Below are 17,700 nucleotides of genomic sequence, written 5' to 3' on the forward strand. Positions count from 1 at the left end.
CATGGCCGCACACCTGGAAGAAGAAGCCCAAGTCGAACAACTCAAACGCTGGTGGAAGGAGAACGGCGCCTCGATCATCGCCGGTGTCATCCTGGGATTGGTGGCGATTTTCGGCTGGAACGCCTGGCAGAAACACCAGCGCACCCAGGCCGAACAGGCCTCCAACCTGTACCAGCAAATGCTGGACGCTGTGGCCAAAGGCCAGGACGATCTGGCTTTCGGTCTGGCACAGCGCCTGACCGGCGAGCTGGCCGGCACCGCCTATGCCGATTTTGCCCGCCTGCTGGAAGCCCGCGCCGCGGTGGACAAAGGAGAGCTGCCCAGGGCCCAGGCCGCTCTGGAGGCCCTGCTGCGGGAGACGGGGGATGACAACTTCCGTCACATCGCCCGCCTGCGCCTGGCCCGGGTCCATCTGGGCGCCGGCAAGCCGGAGGCGGCGCTGGACGTGCTGACCGTGGCCGGCATCGGCGATCCCGGCCGTTTCGCCGGCCAGTACGAGGAACTCAGGGGGGACGCCTTCGCCGCCCTGGGGAAACCTGAGGATGCGGCGCTGGCCTACCGCAAGGCGCTGGCCCTGGGACGGGATTACGAATACCTGAAGATGAAGCTGAACGATCTGGGTGTGGCCGCGTCCAAACCGTGATGATGCGTCTGTTTTTCCTCCCGCTGCTACTGCTTCTGACGGGCTGCCAATCCACAGGGGCCGGTTTCAGCAATCTGGTGTCGGGTACGATTGACCTGGTCACCGGCGCAGACTCTGCCGAGGAACCGCCCCGGGAACTGGTGGCCGTCACCCCAGAGCTTCGCATCGAGACGGTGTGGGACGAGGATGTCGGCGCCGGCGACGGCGGTTACCGGCTGGCACTGGCCCCGGCGGTGGCGGACGAAACCGTCTATGCCGCCGATCACGAAGGGCGCGTTGCCGGCTTGCGCCTTGCCGACGGGGAGGAAATCCTGGCGCTGGAGGGGGACCGCCCGCTGTCGGCCGGTCCTGCCGTCAGCGCCACCATCCTGCTGCTGGGTACCAGCGAGGCCGAGGTGCTGGCCCTGGAGCGGGAAACCGGCCGGCAGCGCTGGATCGCCCAGGTGTCCAGCGAGGTGTTGGCCAGACCGGCGGTGGCCGAGGGAATCGTCGTGGTTCACACCAATGACGGCGCCGTGTTCGCCCTGGCGGAAGACAGCGGCCGGCGCCTGTGGAGCTACGGCAAGGCGGTCAGCCGTCTGTCGCTGCGGGGCGTGGCACCGCCGGTCATCGCCGACGACACCGTCCTGATCGGTTTCGCCAACGGCCGTATGGCGGCGCTGCGCCTCGGTGACGGCAAGCTGATCTGGGAACGCCAGCTGGCCATCCCGACGGGACTTTCGGAAATGGAAAGGGTGGTGGACATCAATGCTGCCCCCGCGGTCCGCAGCGGGATGCTGTACGCGACGGCTTTCCACGGCGGCGTCATCGCCGCCTCCCTGGTGGATGGCGAGGTCATCTGGCGCAACACCGACATCGTCGCCGACTCGACCCCGGCGGTGAGCTGGCGTTACGTCTTCGTCACCGACACCGAAGGCAACGTCTGGGGCTTGGACGAAACCACCGGCCGCGCCTACTGGAAACAGGACGCCTTCTATCACCGTGAGGTGACCGCTCCGGTCGTCTATGGCGACTTCATCGCCGTCGGCGACTACAAGGGCTACGTGCACTTCCTGGCCCAGGAGGACGGCCGCCAGCTCGGGCGCGTCCGGGTCGCCAGAAGCCCCATCCGCGCGCCGCTGGTGGTGGCCGGAGATTATTTGATCGTCTATGCCGGCAATGGCGATTTGACCGTTTTGAAAGCCGAACCTAAAGATGAATAAGTCGCTTCCCGTGGTCGCCCTGGTGGGACGTCCCAACGTGGGAAAATCCACGCTGTTCAACTGGCTGACCCAGTCCCGCGACGCCTTGGTGGCTGACTACCCCGGGCTGACCCGTGACCGGCACTACGGCCGCTGCCGCCGGGGATCGCGGGAATTTCTGGTAGTGGACACCGGCGGCGTCGCCGACACCGCGGAAACGGTGGACCAGGCGGCGCTGCGGCAGGTGGAACAGGCCCTGGAGGAGGCCGACCTGATTCTTTTCCTGGTCGATGCCCGCGAGGGGCTGACCGCCGCCGACGAGGACATCGCTGCGCGATTGCGCCGCCTGGACAAGCCGGTACTGTTGGTCATCAACAAGATCGACGGCGAGGATCCGGCCCTGGCGGCGGCGGAGTTTTCCGTGCTGGGATTTGCGGAGCCGGTGATGATCGCCGCCGCCCATGGCCGCGGCACCGCCAAACTGCTGGCGCGTATCGAGGCGCTGCTGCCGCCGGCGCCGCAGAGCGCCACCGAAGCGGACAGGGACGACGCCATCCGGGTTGCGGTCATCGGCCGTCCCAACGTCGGCAAATCGACGCTGGTCAACCGCCTGCTGGGAGAGGAGCGGGTGGTGGTGGCCGACCATCCCGGCACCACCCGCGACGCCATCGAAATCCCCTTCGAGCGCGACGGCCGCGCCTTCGTGCTGATCGACACCGCCGGCATCCGCCGCCGGGCGCGGGTGGAGGAGGCGGTGGAGAAGTTCAGCGTCATCAAGGCGATCCAGGCGATGGAGCAGGCCGACGTGGTCGTGTTCCTGATCGACGCCTCCGAGGGCATCACCGACCAGGACGCGCGCCTGCTCGGGATGGTGCTCGAAGCCGGCAAAGCCCTGATCATCGGCCTCAATAAATGGGACGGGCTTTCCCGGGAGCAGAAGCAGAAGGTTCGCGGCCAGCTGGAAACCCGGCTGCAGTTCGTCGATTTCGCCGAAAAACTGCCGATCTCCGCCCTGCACGGTACCGGGGTGGGGGACCTGTTCGATCGGATCGCGCCGCTTTACGAACAGGCCCAGGTTGAATTCGGCACCTCCGAACTGACCCGGATCCTGCAGGACGCGGTCATATCCTATCCACCGCCGCTGGTGCGCGGGCGGCGCATCAAGCTCAAGTTCGCCCACCAGGGCGGCAAGAAGCCGCCGCTGATCGTCATCCACGGTAACCAGACCGAGCGGGTGCCGGCCAGCTACCGGCGTTATCTCAACCGCAGTTTCCGCGAGGCGCTGGGGATCAAAGGGACGCCGCTGCAACTGGAATTCCGTTCCAGCGCCAATCCTTTCGCCGGCCGCCGCAACAAGCTCACCCCCAGGCAGCTGCGCAAACGCCAGCGGCTCCTGCGTCACGCCAAGAAGGGGCGTTAGCGGCGATAGATCCGAGCCAGCAAATCGTCCTCTCCGGCGGCTTCCGGGGTGGCGGAGGCTTGGCGCAATAGCGCGAGCTGCGTTTGTCCCTGTTGCCGCAGTGCCTCCAGCTCCGCTTCCAGATCCTGCAATTGGGATACGACCTCGGCCTCGATTTGCTCGAATCCCCGGTAAATGCCGGCACGAATGCCGCTTTCGGCCACCTTCTCCAGGGAAGGTTCGAGCAGGCGGTGGAGTAGAAAGGGAATCAGACAGGCCAGGCCAATGAGCAACAGGCTGTGGACGGCGAAATTGAGTCCCAGATATTCGCCTTCCCCGGTAAAGCCGCGGTAGTACCTTGCGACCACCTGCCAGGCGACCCAGCCTCCGGCGGCCAATGGCAGGAGGTAACGCAGCGCGGCGGTGAGCCACAGCAGTCCCCGGCGCAGGCTGTGGCCGGGACGGGCCAGGGCGGCACGGACCGTGCGCTGGACCTGGTCGATCAGGATGCGGTCGAGACGTTTCCTGACAGGCTCCAGACGCTGTTTCAGGGACGCGGCGGGCAGACCCCGTTCTCCGGCTTCCAGCACCAGCCGGTCCAGCGCGTCCTGCAGGTGCTTCTGACTCCACAGATCCCAAAGCAGCGTCTCGCCGGAATTTCCCTGCCCGGATTTGAGCCGTTTCTGGCCCTTGCCGGCGATTTCCCGGGCCAGGGCCTTGGTGGGCCATTCCAGGGAAGGCGCCAGCGCGTCACAGGTCTGACGCCAAAGCCGTTGCCATTGTTTCACCAAGGGTGCGACGCTTTCGGGATCGAGTTTCCGCACCAGCCGCTCAATGCGGTCGGCCAGTTCCTGCATCCTTTGGCTGCGGTTGCGCTGTTGCAGGTGCTCGGCGCCGCCGTTTCTGGCCAGCCGGGTGAGGATTTCCTCCAGTTTGCCGAAGTCGTCCGGGCGGCGCCGGCTGAGGTCTTCACGGCTGTCGCAACGCAGCACCACAGGCGCCTTGAAGCCTGCCTGCCGCAACATCCGGGTGAAATCCTCGATCTGGGCCTCGTGTCCCTGGTCCCAGTGGTTCATGACGAACAGCCAGCCGTGTCGGTGACCGAAGCGTTGCAGCATCTGCCAGCCGGTATCGTCCTTGTAGCGTTCCGGGCTGACCACGTAGATCAGGACGTCCACGTGGGGCAGGCACTGGAGCACCAGTTCACGGTTGCTTTCCTCGACGCTGTCGATGTCGGGCATGTCGATCCAGACCACGTCGCGGCGGTTGGGATTCGCGTGGCGGGCCAGGCGCAGGTGCGCCAGGGGCAGCTGGTGTTCGAGGGCTTCAGTGGGCAGGGACCGGTGCAGATAGACCGTGACCTCCCGCGATGTCGGCCGCTCGATGCCGGTGCGGGCGACCGCTTCCCCCGCCAGGCGGTTGAGCAGGGTGCTTTTGCCCACGCCCGTGCCGCCGAAGAAGGCGACGATCAGCGGGGGATGCTCCACCTCGAACAAGGGGCCGCCGTCATCGCGGGCGGCGGAAAGATACCGCTCCGCTTCTTCAGGGGTGATGAAGCCTGCGGCGGCAAGATGCTGGAACCACTGGGAGAGACGCTCAAAAGAGACGGAGTCCATAACGGCGTTCCTGCAGCTGTTGATCGACGGCGGTCAGGGTCTCGGCATCGAAGCCGAAGCGGTAGGCAGGGTCGATGGCCCCGGGCAGTTGGCGCAGGCGCTGGCCGAGCCGCGCTGCAAGCATGTTTTGGACCGCCTCCAGTTGTTGTTGTTTGAGGCGGGCGGCGACCCGCTCCATGTATTTTCCCAGGGCGGTTTCCGACAGCCACGAGGTCAGCGACAGGACCGCCGGGGCCAGGAAAAAATCGTGCGGTCCGATGCCGCCGGTCTGGAGCAGCAGGGCCAGTCCGGCAGCATCGGCGCTGAGCCGGGTGGCGCGCAATGCATTGAGGGTGACCGGCATTTCCTTGAGTTTTTCGTAGAGTTCCCGGGCGGCCGCTTCCACCTGGGGCTGAAATTCCCGGTAATAACGGCCGGCATCCTGTTGGAAGGCATCGAGCGTATCCGCCATGGTTTCCTGATAGTGCCGGGACAGGGACTGCCACCACGGCTGGGCCAGTTCGGAGGGCGGGGGTTCGGCCAACACCTGTTGCAACCGGCGCAGGGCGTGCTCGACGCTGTGGATCAGCACCCGCAGTTCCTCAGGGATGGCCTGGTCGTGTTTGCCCTTTCCCAGCAACTTGCGCAGCGGCCAGGTCAAGGTCCGCCGCATCCACAGCATCGGCTTGCCGATGCCGGGAAGTTCCAGCAGGATCAGCAGTTCCGCCAGCGCCCGCTGGAAGGTTTCGTAGGCGATCGGATGGTCGAGGAAGTCGTGGCGGTAGATTTCGATGGCCTGGACCAGCGCTGCCTCGACCTGCCTGCGCCAGGCTTTATCTGCGGCGATTTCCGCCTCCAGCGGCTGCCGCCAGGCGGGCCAGTAGCGGCGGGCCAGTTCGAGGATCCGCCTGTCGCGCTGGCGGCGCTGGCGTTGGGCGAGCGGCAGGCGCTCGAGCAAAGCGGCCCGCACCTGGGCCCCGGCCTGGCGGCGTCCTTCCTCATCCTGCCAGTAGGGCAGTGGGATCACCGGTGGCGGTGGGTCTGCGCGGTGGCCGCGCCATTTCTCGTTCCAGGATCGCAGCAGGGTGTCGCGCCCCTTCGGAGTGACCTTGTTGAGGCAGACCAGGACCGGCTGCCCGAGGGGTTCGAGCAGGGTGAGCATGTCCCACACCGCCCGGTCGGCGTACTTGTCCTTGCTCACCACCACGAGCAGGAGATCGGCCAGTGCGGCGGTGCGCAGAACCCCATGCAGATAATGGCGGGCCCGCAGGGAATCGAAGTCCGGCGTGTCCCACAGGGTCAGGGCGGGAAGTTCCGGGTGGCCTGAGACCGGTTCGACGGCAAAGTGCGTGTAGCGGTCCGCAGGCAATTGTTCCCGCGGCAGGCGCCGGTAACCTTCGAAGTAGGCATCCAGCCAGTCGGCAGGTTCCGCCCGGTGGGCGAATCCCTGGGGGTGCACGGTGTAGCCGGCCAGGGGGCTGACGCCGGCCGCCTCGGTGTCGAGGATCAGGTTGACGATGCTGCTCTTGCCCGCCTGGGTCGGGCCAACGACGGCGACCTGCAGGGTGTGGTCGGGCGGCAGTTCGGTCTTGGCCAGGGCGGCCCGGGTCAGCTCCAGGGACGGTTCCAGCTCTGTCAGGTGCCTTGCCAGCGGGGATTCGGCAGGCAGGTGCGCCTGCAGGGCGCGGCTTTGCTGCCGGTACCGGTCGAGAAAGGCTTTCAGTTCCAAAATTACGGTTTCGGTAGTTCTTTGGGTTCTTCCAGGGTGCGGATGAAGCGGTCCGCCTGCTGGATGGACTGTTCCATGACCTGGATCATCGCCGCGATGTCGACGCTGACGTGGTTCAGTTCATGCTGCAGGGCGGCGATGGCCCGGGCGTTGAGGTTGTGCTTGAGAAACAGAACCTGGTCTCGGAAGGCGTTGAGGACCGGGTCGATGCGGCTTTCCGCCTTGCGCATGGCGCCGATGAGCTGTTTGTAGTGGCGCTGGGTCAGCCTCAGCTTCTGACGGCTCTTGCTGCGCAGGCTGCGGTTGGTGTAAAGCGCCAGCTCGTCCTCCCATTCGGAGAACAGGGATTCGGCCAGGGATTCAATGGTGTCGATGTGGTTTCTGACTTCCTCGGCCTTCTGTTCGCTGTGGTCGAATTCCCGCTTGAGGGCGCGGTAGTAGCTGGCGAGGCTGCCGCCGTCGTAGGCGATCAGGGCGCTGAAGCGTTCCAGGGTGGTCTGGAGCTGTTCCTTGGTTTCCTCCAGGCCAGTGCGGGCATCCTCCACCCGGGCGACGAGGAAATCGCGCTTGTGGGAGCCGGTGGTCGATTCCGCCATCCGGTAATAGGCCTGGCGGATCCGCCCCAGCACGAACCGCCCCAGGCGTTGGGACAGGGTGCGGCGGCGCTCCGCACGGACAGGGAGTTTCATGGGCTGATGGACAAGCGATTACAATGACGTTTCAACATTCTAACATTGGTCCCAGCCGCGCCATGGCCCTCAGTAACAGCGAAATCGCCGATCTTTTCGACGAACTGGCCGACCTCCTCGACATCGAGGGGGAAAACCCCTACAAGGTCCGCGCCTACCGCAACGCCGCCCGGAGCATCCGCAGCCTGCCCCGCAGCCTGGCGGAGATGGTCGCAGCTGGGGAGGATCTGACCCGGCTGCCCGGTATCGGCGAGCGCATCGCCCGGAAGATCGAAACCGTCGTCAAAACCGGCAAGCTGCCCCAGCTGGAACAGGCGCTGGCGCGCACGCCGCCGACCCTGCTGCAGCTGCTGAGGATCGAGGGTCTGGGGCCGAAACGGGTCAAAGCCCTGTTCAGCGCCCTGAACATCCGCACCCTGGAGGACCTGGAGCGGGCCGCCCGCAGCGGCAGGATCCGCCGGTTGCCAGGATTTGGACCCAAAATCGAGGCATTAATTCTCAAACATCTGGATCAGGCCCTGGAAGGGGAGCGGCGCTATCTGCGCTTCGAGGCCGAGGACATCGCCACCGCCCTGATCGCCCACCTGCGCCAGGCGCCGGGGGTCGACCGCATCGAGGTGGCCGGCAGCTACCGGCGCTGGAAGGAAACCGTGGGCGATCTCGACATCCTGGTGACGGTTCAGGGGGATTCTCCGGTCATGGACCGGTTCGTCACCTACGAGGGGGTGGCGGAGGTGCTGTCCCACGGCGGTACCCGTTCCAGCATCCGCCTGCGCAACGGCATGCAGGTGGATCTCAGAGTGGTGGCGAGCGAGAGTTTCGGGGCGGCGCTGCAGTATTTCACTGGCTCCAAGGCCCACAACATCGAGATCCGCACCCTGGCAGTCAAGCAGGGGCTCAAGATCAACGAATACGGGGTGTTCCGCGGCGAGAAGCGGCTCGCCGGCGAGGCCGAGCGCGACGTCTACGCCTGCCTGGGACTGGCCTACATCGTACCCGAGCTGCGCGAAGGCCGCGGCGAGGTGGAAGCCGCTTTGGAGAACCGCCTCCCCAAACTGGTGGAACTGGCCGACATCCGCGGCGACCTGCACGCCCACACCAAGGACACCGACGGCCGCGACGACCTGGAGACCATGGCTCAGGCGGCCAAAGCGCTCGGCTACGAATACCTGGCGATCACCGACCATTCGCGCCGGGTCACGGTGGCCAGGGGCCTGGACGAAAAGCACCTGCGGGCCCAGATGGAGGCGATCGACGCCCTCAACGAACGTCTGGAAGGCATCACTCTGCTCAAGGGCATCGAAGTGGACATCCTCGAGGACGGCACTCTGGATCTGCCCGATTCGGTGCTGAAGGATCTGGATCTTCGGGTCTGCTCGGTCCATTACCAGTTCAATCTGTCCAAACCCAAACAGACCGAGCGCATCCTGCGGGCGATGGACAACCCCTATTTCAACATCCTGGCCCATCCCACCGGGCGTCTCATCAACAAACGCCGTCCCTACGCCATCGACCTGCCGCGGATCATGGCCGCCGCCAAAGAGCGCGGCTGCCTGCTGGAGATCAACGCCCAACCGGAACGCCTCGATCTCAACGACGAGCATTGCCTGATGGCGCGGGATCTTGGGGTCGGGCTGGTGATTTCCACCGACGCCCACACCGCCGCCGGCCTGCAGCTGATGCGTTACGGCGTGGCCCAGGCGCGGCGCGGCTGGCTGGAAAAGACACAGATCGTCAACACCCTGCCGCTGGCGCAGCTGAAACAGGTTCTGACGCGCCCATGAAAAAGGGAAGGCCGAAGCCTCCCCCGAATCTTCCCCGGAAGGGAAATCAGCGTTCCAGCACCAGGAACAGGGAGAAGTTGCCGCGCCGGATCCGGAGCAGCAGGCGATCGGGTGACTGGCGGGCAACCTGGAGGAACTCGGCCACCGATTTGACCCGCTTGCGGTTGACCGACAGGATGATGTCTCCCTTGCGCAGACCTGCCTGCCAGGCCGGGCTGCCCATTTCCACCCCGGCGACCAGTACCCCCTGGACTTCGTCGTAAAGGGGGTGATCGGGTGGAATGTCCGACAGGTAGGCCCCTTCCAGCATCGGGATGTCGGTCACCGGTCCGCCCTCGGCGATGGGTTTGCCGATGGTGACGGTCACCGTCATGCGTTTGCCGTCGCGGATCAGTTCGACTTCGGCTTTGTCACCGACCCGCTTCAGCCCCACCAGGTTGCGCAGCTGGGCGGAGTTTTTCACCCGCTTGCCGTCGAAGCCGATGATGACGTCGCCGGGCTTGAGGCCGGCCTTTTCCGCGGCGCTGCCTTTGGTGATGCCGGAAATCAGCGCGCCTTCCTTGACATCGATCCCCATGGCTTCGGCCAGTTCCGGGGTCAGGTCCTGGACCTGGACGCCGAGCATGCCGCGCTTGACCTCGCCATACTTGATGATCTGCTGCATGACCTGATGGGCCATGTTGATGGGAATGGCGAAACCGATGCCGACGTTGCCGCCGGAGGGGGCGACGATGGCGGTGTTGATGCCCACCAGTCTCCCGCGCAGATCCACCAGGGCGCCGCCGGAGTTGCCGGGGTTGATGGAAGCGTCGGTCTGGATGAAGTTCTCGTAGCCCTCGATGCCCAGACCGGTGCGTCCCAGGGCGCTGACGATCCCTGAGGTGACCGTCTGGCCCAGGCCGAAGGGATTGCCGATGGCGACCACGAAGTCACCCACCCGCAAGGTATCCGAATCGCCCAGGGGGAGCGCCTGCAAATGGTCGGGCTTGACCTTGAGCACAGCGATGTCGGTTTCCGGGTCCGAGCCCACCAGTTTGGCCTTGATGCGGCGCCGGTCCTTGAGGATGACGTAGATCGTGTCGGCGTTCTTGACCACGTGATGGTTGGTGATCACGTAACCCTTGCCGGCATCGACGATCACGCCGGAGCCGACACTCTGGGTCTTGCGTTCCATCTGCGGCGGCATGCCGCGGAAGAAGTAACGGAAGAAAGGATCCTGCAGCAGCGGATTTTCCACCACCACCTTGCCGGAGGCGGCGATGTTGACCACCGCCGGCAGGACGTGTTCCAGCATCGGCGCCAGGGAGGGAAGATTGTCCCGTTGCAGCCCGGCGGGGGCCTGGGCTTCCGCCTCGGTTTTGCCGCCCTTGAGCCAGGGGATGATGCCCCCCTGGGCGGACAGGGAAAAGAAGACGCCGAAGAGCAGCGTCGCGAGCAATCGATTCATCATGGAGTGTTCCTTGTCAGGTTGTTGATGGGAAACGACCTGCCATTGCGGCAGGGGGATCGGCGCTATTCTGCTACAATAGCCGCCCCTCCGCCACCGTTCCGAAGCGATGAAAGCCCTGAAACTGCAAAACCTTCGCAAGGTCTACGACAACGGCTTCGAGGCCCTCAAGGGCATCGATCTGGAGGTGGAGGCCGGTGACTTTTTCGCGCTCCTCGGCCCCAACGGCGCCGGCAAGTCCACCACCATCGGCATCGTCACCTCGCTGGTGACCAAGACAGCGGGAAAGGTGGAAATCTGCGGCCACGATCTCGACCGCGAACCGGATGCGGCCAAGCGCTGTCTCGGGCTGGTGCCCCAGGAAATTAACTTCAACCAGTTCGAGAAGGTCGGCCGGATCGTCCTCAATCAGGCCGGTTATTACGGCGTGCCGCGGCGGCAGGCGCGCCGTCGCATGGAGGAAGTGCTCAAGAAGCTCGATCTCTGGGACCGGCGCGACGAGGTGTCGCGGCGGCTGTCCGGCGGGATGAAACGGCGGCTGATGATCGCCCGGGCTTTGGTGCACTGTCCCCGGGTGCTGATCCTCGACGAGCCGACCGCCGGGGTGGACATCGAAATCCGCTATTCCATGTGGGAATTTCTGCGCCGACTCAACCAGGAAGGCACCACCATCATTCTGACCACCCATTATCTCGAGGAGGCCGAGCGGCTGTGCCGCCACGTGGCCATCATTGATCACGGCCGCATCGTCGAGTCCACGTCCATGAAGCGGCTGCTGGCCCAGCTGGAATATCACCGCTATCTGCTGGAACTGCGTAATCCGCCGCAGGCCATCCCGGAGATTCCGGGTTACCGGATCGAGGCGATGGAGGCCAATGTCTGGGCGGTGGAGGTGCCGCGTTCCCAGGGGCTGAACCCGCTGTTCGCCGCCCTGAACCGGTTGGGTCTGGAGGTGATCGACATCCGTCCCACCAGCAACCGCCTGGAACAGCTGTTTTTCCAGCGCGTCCGCCAAAGGGCAGGGGAGGCGGCCTGATGAGGCAGCGCTGGATCGCCTACCGCACCCTGGCAGGAAGGGAAATCCACCGCTTCCTGCGCATCTGGCCCCAGACCCTGCTGCCGCCCCTGGTGACCACCTCGCTGTATTTCCTGATCTTCGGGGCCCTAATGGGGCCGCGCATCGGGCCGATGGCCGGGGTGGCCTACATCGACTACATCGTCCCGGGCATCGTGCTGATGGCGGTGATCAATCATTCCTACGCCAACGTGGTGTCGTCGTTCTTCTCCGCCAAGTTCCAGCGCCACATCGAGGAAATGCTGGTGGCGCCGATGCCCAGCTGGCTGATCCTGCTCGGCTACGTGACCGGGGGCATGGCGCGGGGGCTGACCATCGGCCTGCTGGTGGCGGGGATCGCCGCCCTGTTCACCGACCTGCAGGTGCGTCATTGGGAAATCGCCGTGGCGATGGCCCTGCTGACTTCGCTGCTGTTTTCCCTGGGCGGCCTGATCAACGCGGTCTTCGCCCGCAGCTTCGACGACATCTCCATCATTCCCAACTTCGTACTGACGCCGCTGGTCTATCTGGGCGGGGTGTTCTATTCGGTGACCCTGCTGCCGCCGCCCTGGGGCCGGCTGTCGGAATTCAACCCGATCCTCTATATGATCGACGCCTTCCGCTACGGTTTCCTGGGGGTGGCGGACGTGCCGGTGAGGCTGGCCTTCGTCATCGTGGCGGGGTTGATCGGCGTGCTGGGCCTGACCGCCTGGTGGCTGCTGCACCGCGGCGTCGGCATCAAGCACTAACCGACCAGCCGGGCCAGGGCGTCGCGGTCGAGAATCCGGACCCGTTTGCCGTCGAGCTCGATCCAGCCCTCCCGTTCGAACTGCTTGAGGGTGCGGCTGACCGTGGCCAGGGCCAGATCCAGGTGGTTTCCCAGTTCCTGGCGGGTCAGGCCGATGGAGAACTCCTCCCCGGAAAAACCGCGGAAGGCATAACGGCGGGACAGGTCGAGTAGAAAGGCGGCCAGGCGCTCCTCGGCCGGTTTCTTGATGAAGACGGTCTGGTCGCGCTGGCTGGCGAGGGCGTCGCTGGCGTGGCGCAACATTTCCCCGAGCATTGTCGGGATGCGGAAACAGATGCGGGAGATTTCCTTGGCCGGCAGCTCGCAATAGCTGACCGTGTCCAGCGCCTGGGCGGAACAGCGGTAGCGGTTGTCCGCCAGGGCATCGAAGCCGACCACTTCCCCGGGAAGCAGCACCTGGAGGATGTGTTCCTCGCCTTGGTCGTCCTGATAGATCAGCTTGGCGGTGCCGGATTTGATGGCGATCAGGCCGTGGAAAGGATCGGCGGCGCGGAACAGGAATTCTCCCTTCCGCAATGCCTTGCGGCGCTCGACCACATCTTCAAGCTGACTGACTTCCTCGCGGGTCAGCCCCCGGGGGAAGCATACGGTTCTGAAACCGCAATTGTGACAAGTGACTTGCAGTTTTTTGTGCAAAGTCGTCATGTATCCGAGCCAGGAACGTTTCCGGGTAATGATACACGACCTGAGCGCTCAGGAAATGCTTGAAAATCGTTCGTTTCTGTCACAATATCAATCTTATACCGTTATTTTTACTATCAACTCTAAACACAAAATGAACTTAAACCAAGCAGAAGAGAACCTCATTCACAGGTTTCAAGCGCTGCGGGAAGCGATCCAGGATTTCGTCGTCCAGCTGAATCAGGAAAGCCGCAGGGCCTGGGTCTTCGATCTAGCGCATCGCGAATACCACGATGCGGAGGCCAGAAGCCAATTGATCCAGATCCTGACGCGGCTGGAATATCCGGACAACCGCGATGGCCGGGAAACCGATCCCTGTCCCGGCATCATCGGGGCAGGGCCCAGGACGCTGGCGCTGGCCGGCGCCCTCAATCAGGCCCGGGATGCCTTCAAGCAGGCGGTGCTCGCGATCAACAGTCATGACAGGGAACGGTCCCGGCGCCTGATGGCCGCCCAGGGCTTTGCCCGCCTGCATTTCAAACAGCTGTACCGTCATCAGCCGATTCTGCTGCGCAAACCCTGTTCCATCCGCTTTACCTGGGGAGCGACACGCTCGATCAAGCGTATCAGCCGCCAGGAGGCCTACCGCAGGCTGACGGCGCTGGCCGGCGACGATCCATCGCCCGGTTACCTGAGACAGCTGGAGCTTCTGGCCCAGCATCCCAAGGATGAACCCATCGCCATCGTGCAGGACCTAAAACCGCATATCAAGGCCAACGTCTGCTGGATTCAGGGAAGCGGCCAGGATCGTCAGGTCATCCGCAAAATGATCAGCGCGCCGTTGGCGATTCTGATCCCGCTGGACCCGGGTGAGGACTTGCCGCAGCATAGCGCCGCCTATCCGGAGGCGCGCAAACCGAGAAAGCCGCGCGCCGATACCAGGATCGAGCGGGAGCTGTTTTTACCGTCGATCCGGGGTCACCGTTACTGCCGGTAATACTCTAACTTTACATAATATACATTATGCGAACATATAGACAGAAGACCTTGGACTCCGTCCGCCAAGCCCCCATAATTGCCCTACGGAAGCCCGATCAATAACAAAGGAGCAAGCCATCCATGACCCAGTCACTGCAGGCGCTGAAAACCCACAGGGACACCGAGGACCGCCAGGCTTTCAACGAAGTCCTGCGGCAGTTTCTGCCACAGCTCAGGCCCTATGTCGCCGCCCGCCTCCGGTACGCCGAACACGCGGGCCTGATTCCCCCGCGAATGTACTTTCCCAGTGACATCGTGGACGAGATCTATCTGGAAGTGTTCGAGCATTTCAGCGATGCCGATCTCGATCCCAAAAAACTCAAGATCAGGCTGTTCAAGCTGGCCGACGCCAAACTGGAAAAAATCCTCAAGGAAGAAGCCCGGTGGCAGGAACGCAAGGTTCCCATCGAGGACATCGTCCGGGAGGAACTGAAATCGCTGGAGGAAATCTTCTACCCGGAGGAAATGCTCGACGACATCGAGTACCGCCAGGACGAATACCGCCCCAAACTTCTGTTGCTGGAAGAAGGCTTCGAGGGCGACCTGCTGGACTTCCTCGAGCTGGACCGCAGCCTGCGCCAAGAGGCCAGGAACCGCCAATTGCTCGCCCGGGCTTACGAGAGTCTGCCGCCGTTGAGCCGGATCATCCTGGAGCTGAAAGTCAACGGCAACCTGACGGTGGAAGAGATCGCCGATGTCCGGGAGATGGATGTGGAGGAAGTCGAGGCGGGTCTGGAGGCGGTGAAAAGGCGTTTCCGCCAGGCTTTGGGGCAGGAAGCCGCTTAGCGGGTCGCCGGCAGGAAAGGCCGGGGGTCGAGGATCGGCGCCCGCTCCAGCACCAGGTCCGCCAGCAGGCGGGCCGCAGCCGGGGCCATCACCACGCCGTTGCGGAAATGACCGCAGTCGTAATAGAGGTTGGCGACCTGGGGATGCGGCCCGATGTAGGGGATTCCCTCGGGCGCGGCAGGCCGCAGCCCGCCCCAGTGCAGCACCACCGGGAACTCCGCCAGGGCCGGAAGCATGCTCAGGGCCGCCTGGTACAGACGCCGGTAGGCCGCCGCGGTCGGCCGCTTGTCGAAACCCGCTTCCTCGACGGTACTGCCCACCAGGATATGACCGTCGTAGCGTGGAATCAGGTAATGGTCCCCCCGTTGCACCATGAGGGTCAACAGTTCCGGCGGCGCCCGGAACAGGAGCATCTGCCCTTTGACCGGCCTGATCTGCGGCTGCCAGCCTTCCGCGTGCAGCTGTGCCGACCAGGCCCCGGCGGTGACGATGAAAACATCGGCACGACAATCGCCCGCGGGGGTGCGCGCGGCGACGATGCGCTTTCCCGCCTGCCGCCATCCTGAGACCGGGGTGTGCTCCCGAATCTCCACACCCTTGGCCTGCAGCTCTTTCCTTAAGGCCTTCACCAGACGGGGGTTGCGGATCTGGGCGATGCCTTCGATCCACAAATGGCTGCCCCCGGGAGGCGGGGCCAATTGCGGGAACCGCGTCTGGATCTCGGTAGCGGTCGGGCTTTCCCAGTCGATCCCGTGGCGGCGGCACCAGGCGACCGCCTCACGAAGATCTGCCAGATCGAGCCACAGCAGGCCGCAGCGACGGTATTGGGGATCAATCCATGTCTCCCGCCTCAAAGTCTCGGCAAGTTCCGGATAGTGCGCCTGACTCCAGAAGGACAACTGCTGGATCGGCACAGGCTGACGCCAGGGATACAGCGGCGTGAGAATGCCGCCTCCGGCCCAGGAGGCCTCCTGCCCTACCCGGCCGCGTTCCAGAATCGTGACCTGCCAACCGGCGGCCTGCAGTTCCCGGGCGCACAACAGGCCGCTGATACCGGCACCGACGATCAGGCAATGCATGGTCAATCGCTGTAGATTTCCTGGCGGCTGCCGTGCCAGTCGAAGTGGAAGAATGCCCCCCGGGGGCGATCGACCCGTTCGTAGGTGTGGGCCCCGAAATAATCCCGCTGGGCCTGGATCAGGTTCGCCGGCAGCCGCTCGCTGCGGTAGCTGTCGTAATAGGCCAGGGCCGAGGACAGGGCCGGCACGGGCAGACCACTCAGAACGGCGTCGGCGACGCTGCGGCGCCAGGCGGCATGATCCTCGCTGAGCACCCGGCGGAAATCCCCGGCGAGCAGCAGATTGGCCAGATCGGGGCTGGTGTCAAAGGCAGCGGCGATCCGATTGAGAAAGCGGGCCCGGATGATGCAGCCGCCCCGCCAGATACGGGCGATGGTGGCGAAATCGAAATGCCAGCCGTATTTTTCCTGGGCCGCCTGCATCAGCTGGAAGCCCTGGGCATAGGCGCAGATTTTGGCGCTGTAGAGACAGCGTTCCAGCTGCCGGGTCAGGGCGTCGGGATCGGTTGCCTGCAACGGCTGGGGTCCGTTCAGCACCCGGCTGGCCTGATGGCGCTGCTCCACCAGCGCGGCAAGGAAACGGGCGAACACGGCTTCTGCCAGCGCATTCGCCGGCACGCCCAGATCGAGGGCACTGGTGGCGGCCCACTTGCCGGTGCCTTTCTGACCGGCGGCATCGAGGATCTTGTCGATCAGATACCCTTTTCCGGCAGGATCGGGCTGACGCAGAATCTCGGCGGTGATGGCGATGAGGTAACTGGCCAAGTCCCCCTGGTTCCAGCGCGCGAAGATGTCGGCCAGCGTGGGGTTGTCGAAACCGCCGAGGTGTTTCAGCAGCCAATAGCTTTCGGCGATCAGCTGCATGTCGATGTATTCGATGCCGTTGTGGACCATCTTCACGTAGTGGCCGGCGCCGTTCTCCCCCACCCAGGCGGCGCAGGGCTCCCCTTCCCGCACCGGCTTTCCGGGCGCTGCCCCTTCGATGGGATCGCCGGTTTTCGGGTCGACCTTGGCGGCGATGTCGAGCCAGACGGGCTCGATCCGCTTCCAGGCCTCCAGGCTGCCGCCGGCCATCAGCGAGGGACCGAAGCGGGCGCCGGTTTCCCCGCCGGAAATGCCGGAGCCGACGAAGAGGATCTCCTGCCGGCGCAGTTCCCGCTCGCGGCGGATGGTGTCGAGCCAGTGGGCGTTGCCACAGTCGATCAGGATGTCGCCGGGATCGAGGAAGGGCAGCAGGTTATCGATGGTCAGGTCGGTGGGATCGCCGGCCTTGACCAGCAGGACGATCCGGCGGGGGCGCTCGATGGCGTTGACGAAGGCCTCCAGCTCGTGAAATCCCTGCAGCCACGTCCACGAAGGTTCCCGCTGGCGGCATTCGGCGAGAAACCGGTCCGTGACCTCGGGATGGCGGTTGAACACCGCCGTCACATAGCCGTGGTCGGCCAGGTTCAGGCTCAGATTGCGCCCCATGACGCCCAGTCCCAGCACGCCGATGTCTGCCATCTTCAACTCCCGGCTTGAATATTAGGTATCGATTATAAATGTATTGACTATGGACAACACGAACGAAGTTTGATTACAATCAACTCCGCCGAAATTCGGCGTTTCAGATTGTAACCGATCTGGAAGTCCCGGAAACGGGAGATAACAACGAACCAACCATATATGAGGTAGGAGAAATGGCAGAGCAAAATCAGGAACAGGAAAAAGACAATTTCTGGCTGATTATCGGCCTGATCATCGCCGCCGCGGTCGTGGGCGTGATCCTGCTCAAGAAGGCGGAAACATCTTCCGTTCCCTATCAGGCCTGGGAAGAAGTCCGCAAGGAAGAAATGGGTAAAAAATAAC

General features: G+C 64.2%; 16 protein-coding genes. 9 read left to right on the forward strand and 7 right to left on the reverse strand.

All coding sequences use genetic code 11. The features are described from left to right. The first annotated feature begins 1 nt into the window (after window position 1). From MCIT9_RS07535 to der, 3 genes are read left to right on the forward strand one after another with little or no spacing between them, the layout of a single operon-like run. Entirely contained in the window at window positions 2–643 is a 642-nt protein-coding gene (locus MCIT9_RS07535) for a YfgM family protein (protein WP_317704302.1), read from the forward strand. Continuing rightward, window positions 643–1,845, forward strand: coding sequence for an outer membrane protein assembly factor BamB (gene bamB, locus MCIT9_RS07540; protein WP_317704303.1), 1,203 nt, complete (start codon window positions 643–645; stop codon window positions 1,843–1,845). Before MCIT9_RS07535 ends, bamB begins: the two co-directional genes overlap by 1 nt. After that, window positions 1,838–3,244 carry a ribosome biogenesis GTPase Der gene (gene der / locus MCIT9_RS07545; RefSeq protein ID WP_317704304.1) on the forward strand — a complete coding sequence of 469 codons (1,407 nt, stop codon included), beginning with the start codon at window positions 1,838–1,840 and terminating at the stop codon, window positions 3,242–3,244. The genes bamB and der overlap by 8 nt, the downstream gene beginning before the upstream one ends. Here der and MCIT9_RS07550 read toward each other — a convergent pair. Genes MCIT9_RS07550 through MCIT9_RS07560 form a run of 3 tightly spaced genes read right to left on the reverse strand, consistent with a single transcriptional unit; the run spans window position 3,241 to window position 7,236 of the window. Then, complete coding sequence (locus MCIT9_RS07550; protein WP_317704305.1) at window positions 3,241–4,839, reverse strand: GTPase; 1,599 nt, start codon at window positions 4,837–4,839, stop codon at window positions 3,241–3,243. The two genes, der and MCIT9_RS07550, sit on opposite strands and share 4 nt — an antisense overlap. After that, on the reverse strand, window positions 4,820–6,547 hold the full coding sequence (locus MCIT9_RS07555; protein WP_317704306.1) for a GTPase domain-containing protein: 1,728 nt from the start codon (window positions 6,545–6,547) through the stop codon (window positions 4,820–4,822). The genes MCIT9_RS07550 and MCIT9_RS07555 overlap by 20 nt, the downstream gene beginning before the upstream one ends. A 2-nt stretch (window positions 6,548–6,549) precedes the next feature. Then, entirely contained in the window at window positions 6,550–7,236 is a 687-nt protein-coding gene (locus MCIT9_RS07560) for a DUF2959 domain-containing protein (protein ID WP_317704307.1), read from the reverse strand. Window positions 7,237–7,298: 62 nt separating this feature from the next. On the opposite strand from MCIT9_RS07560, the gene polX reads away from it, so the two are divergent. Next, the gene (gene polX, locus MCIT9_RS07565; RefSeq protein ID WP_317704308.1) at window positions 7,299–9,020 is read left to right on the forward strand and encodes a DNA polymerase/3'-5' exonuclease PolX; all 1,722 of its coding nucleotides are present in this window, start codon (window positions 7,299–7,301) and stop codon (window positions 9,018–9,020) included. 46 nt (window positions 9,021–9,066) lie between these two features. Here polX and MCIT9_RS07570 read toward each other — a convergent pair whose 3' ends face one another. After that, window positions 9,067–10,467 (reverse strand): DegQ family serine endoprotease, encoded by a 1,401-nt coding sequence (locus tag MCIT9_RS07570; protein ID WP_317704309.1) that lies wholly within the window; start codon window positions 10,465–10,467, stop codon window positions 9,067–9,069. A gap of 109 nt (window positions 10,468–10,576) precedes the next feature. On the opposite strand from MCIT9_RS07570, the gene MCIT9_RS07575 reads away from it, so the two are divergent. After that, window positions 10,577–11,503: an ABC transporter ATP-binding protein gene (locus MCIT9_RS07575; protein ID WP_317704310.1), complete on the forward strand. Its 927-nt coding sequence runs from the start codon at window positions 10,577–10,579 to the stop codon at window positions 11,501–11,503. Then, complete coding sequence (locus MCIT9_RS07580; RefSeq protein ID WP_317704311.1) at window positions 11,503–12,270, forward strand: ABC transporter permease; 768 nt, start codon at window positions 11,503–11,505, stop codon at window positions 12,268–12,270. The genes MCIT9_RS07575 and MCIT9_RS07580 overlap by 1 nt, the downstream gene beginning before the upstream one ends. On the opposite strand, the gene MCIT9_RS07585 is transcribed toward MCIT9_RS07580, so the two are convergent. Continuing rightward, window positions 12,267–12,974, reverse strand: a complete 708-nt coding sequence (locus MCIT9_RS07585; RefSeq protein WP_317704312.1) for a helix-turn-helix domain-containing protein — start codon at window positions 12,972–12,974, stop codon at window positions 12,267–12,269. The two genes, MCIT9_RS07580 and MCIT9_RS07585, sit on opposite strands and share 4 nt — an antisense overlap. 130 nt (window positions 12,975–13,104) lie before the next feature. On the opposite strand from MCIT9_RS07585, the gene MCIT9_RS07590 reads away from it, so the two are divergent. Both MCIT9_RS07590 and MCIT9_RS07595 read left to right on the forward strand, forming a co-directional pair. Further along, window positions 13,105–13,947, forward strand: coding sequence for a DNA replication terminus site-binding protein (locus MCIT9_RS07590; protein ID WP_317704313.1), 843 nt, complete (start codon window positions 13,105–13,107; stop codon window positions 13,945–13,947). 122 nt (window positions 13,948–14,069) lie between these two features. Then, on the forward strand, window positions 14,070–14,774 hold the full coding sequence (locus MCIT9_RS07595) for a hypothetical protein (RefSeq protein ID WP_317704314.1): 705 nt from the start codon (window positions 14,070–14,072) through the stop codon (window positions 14,772–14,774). Here the strand turns inward: MCIT9_RS07595 and thiO are convergent. Beyond that, window positions 14,771–15,853 carry a glycine oxidase ThiO gene (gene thiO / locus MCIT9_RS07600; protein WP_317706711.1) on the reverse strand — a complete coding sequence of 361 codons (1,083 nt, stop codon included), beginning with the start codon at window positions 15,851–15,853 and terminating at the stop codon, window positions 14,771–14,773. The genes MCIT9_RS07595 and thiO overlap by 4 nt on opposite strands. 2 nt (window positions 15,854–15,855) lie before the next feature. Next, window positions 15,856–17,355, reverse strand: a complete 1,500-nt coding sequence (gndA, locus tag MCIT9_RS07605; protein ID WP_317704315.1) for an NADP-dependent phosphogluconate dehydrogenase — start codon at window positions 17,353–17,355, stop codon at window positions 15,856–15,858. 176 nt (window positions 17,356–17,531) lie between these two features. Between gndA and MCIT9_RS07610 the strand changes: the two genes are divergently transcribed. Continuing rightward, the gene (locus MCIT9_RS07610; protein WP_317704316.1) at window positions 17,532–17,699 is read left to right on the forward strand and encodes a hypothetical protein; all 168 of its coding nucleotides are present in this window, start codon (window positions 17,532–17,534) and stop codon (window positions 17,697–17,699) included. Window position 17,700: the final 1 nt, after the last annotated feature.

Source organism: Methylomarinovum caldicuralii (genome assembly GCF_033126985.1).
GTDB classification, from domain to species: domain Bacteria; phylum Pseudomonadota; class Gammaproteobacteria; order Methylococcales; family Methylothermaceae; genus Methylohalobius; species Methylohalobius caldicuralii.

Coding starts and splice junctions, on each gene's coding strand:
- MCIT9_RS07535 (WP_317704302.1), top strand. CDS start 2: ATGGCCGCACACCTGGAAGAAGAAGCCCAAGTCGAACAACTCAAACGC.
- bamB (WP_317704303.1), top strand. CDS start 643: ATGATGCGTCTGTTTTTCCTCCCGCTGCTACTGCTTCTGACGGGCTGC.
- der (WP_317704304.1), top strand. CDS start 1,838: ATGAATAAGTCGCTTCCCGTGGTCGCCCTGGTGGGACGTCCCAACGTG.
- MCIT9_RS07550 (WP_317704305.1), bottom strand. CDS start 4,839: ATGGACTCCGTCTCTTTTGAGCGTCTCTCCCAGTGGTTCCAGCATCTT.
- MCIT9_RS07560 (WP_317704307.1), bottom strand. CDS start 7,236: ATGAAACTCCCTGTCCGTGCGGAGCGCCGCCGCACCCTGTCCCAACGC.
- polX (WP_317704308.1), top strand. CDS start 7,299: ATGGCCCTCAGTAACAGCGAAATCGCCGATCTTTTCGACGAACTGGCC.
- MCIT9_RS07570 (WP_317704309.1), bottom strand. CDS start 10,467: ATGAATCGATTGCTCGCGACGCTGCTCTTCGGCGTCTTCTTTTCCCTG.
- MCIT9_RS07575 (WP_317704310.1), top strand. CDS start 10,577: ATGAAAGCCCTGAAACTGCAAAACCTTCGCAAGGTCTACGACAACGGC.
- MCIT9_RS07580 (WP_317704311.1), top strand. CDS start 11,503: ATGAGGCAGCGCTGGATCGCCTACCGCACCCTGGCAGGAAGGGAAATC.
- MCIT9_RS07585 (WP_317704312.1), bottom strand. CDS start 12,974: ATGACGACTTTGCACAAAAAACTGCAAGTCACTTGTCACAATTGCGGT.
- MCIT9_RS07590 (WP_317704313.1), top strand. CDS start 13,105: ATGAACTTAAACCAAGCAGAAGAGAACCTCATTCACAGGTTTCAAGCG.
- MCIT9_RS07595 (WP_317704314.1), top strand. CDS start 14,070: ATGACCCAGTCACTGCAGGCGCTGAAAACCCACAGGGACACCGAGGAC.
- thiO (WP_317706711.1), bottom strand. CDS start 15,853: ATGCATTGCCTGATCGTCGGTGCCGGTATCAGCGGCCTGTTGTGCGCC.
- gndA (WP_317704315.1), bottom strand. CDS start 17,355: ATGGCAGACATCGGCGTGCTGGGACTGGGCGTCATGGGGCGCAATCTG.
- MCIT9_RS07610 (WP_317704316.1), top strand. CDS start 17,532: ATGGCAGAGCAAAATCAGGAACAGGAAAAAGACAATTTCTGGCTGATT.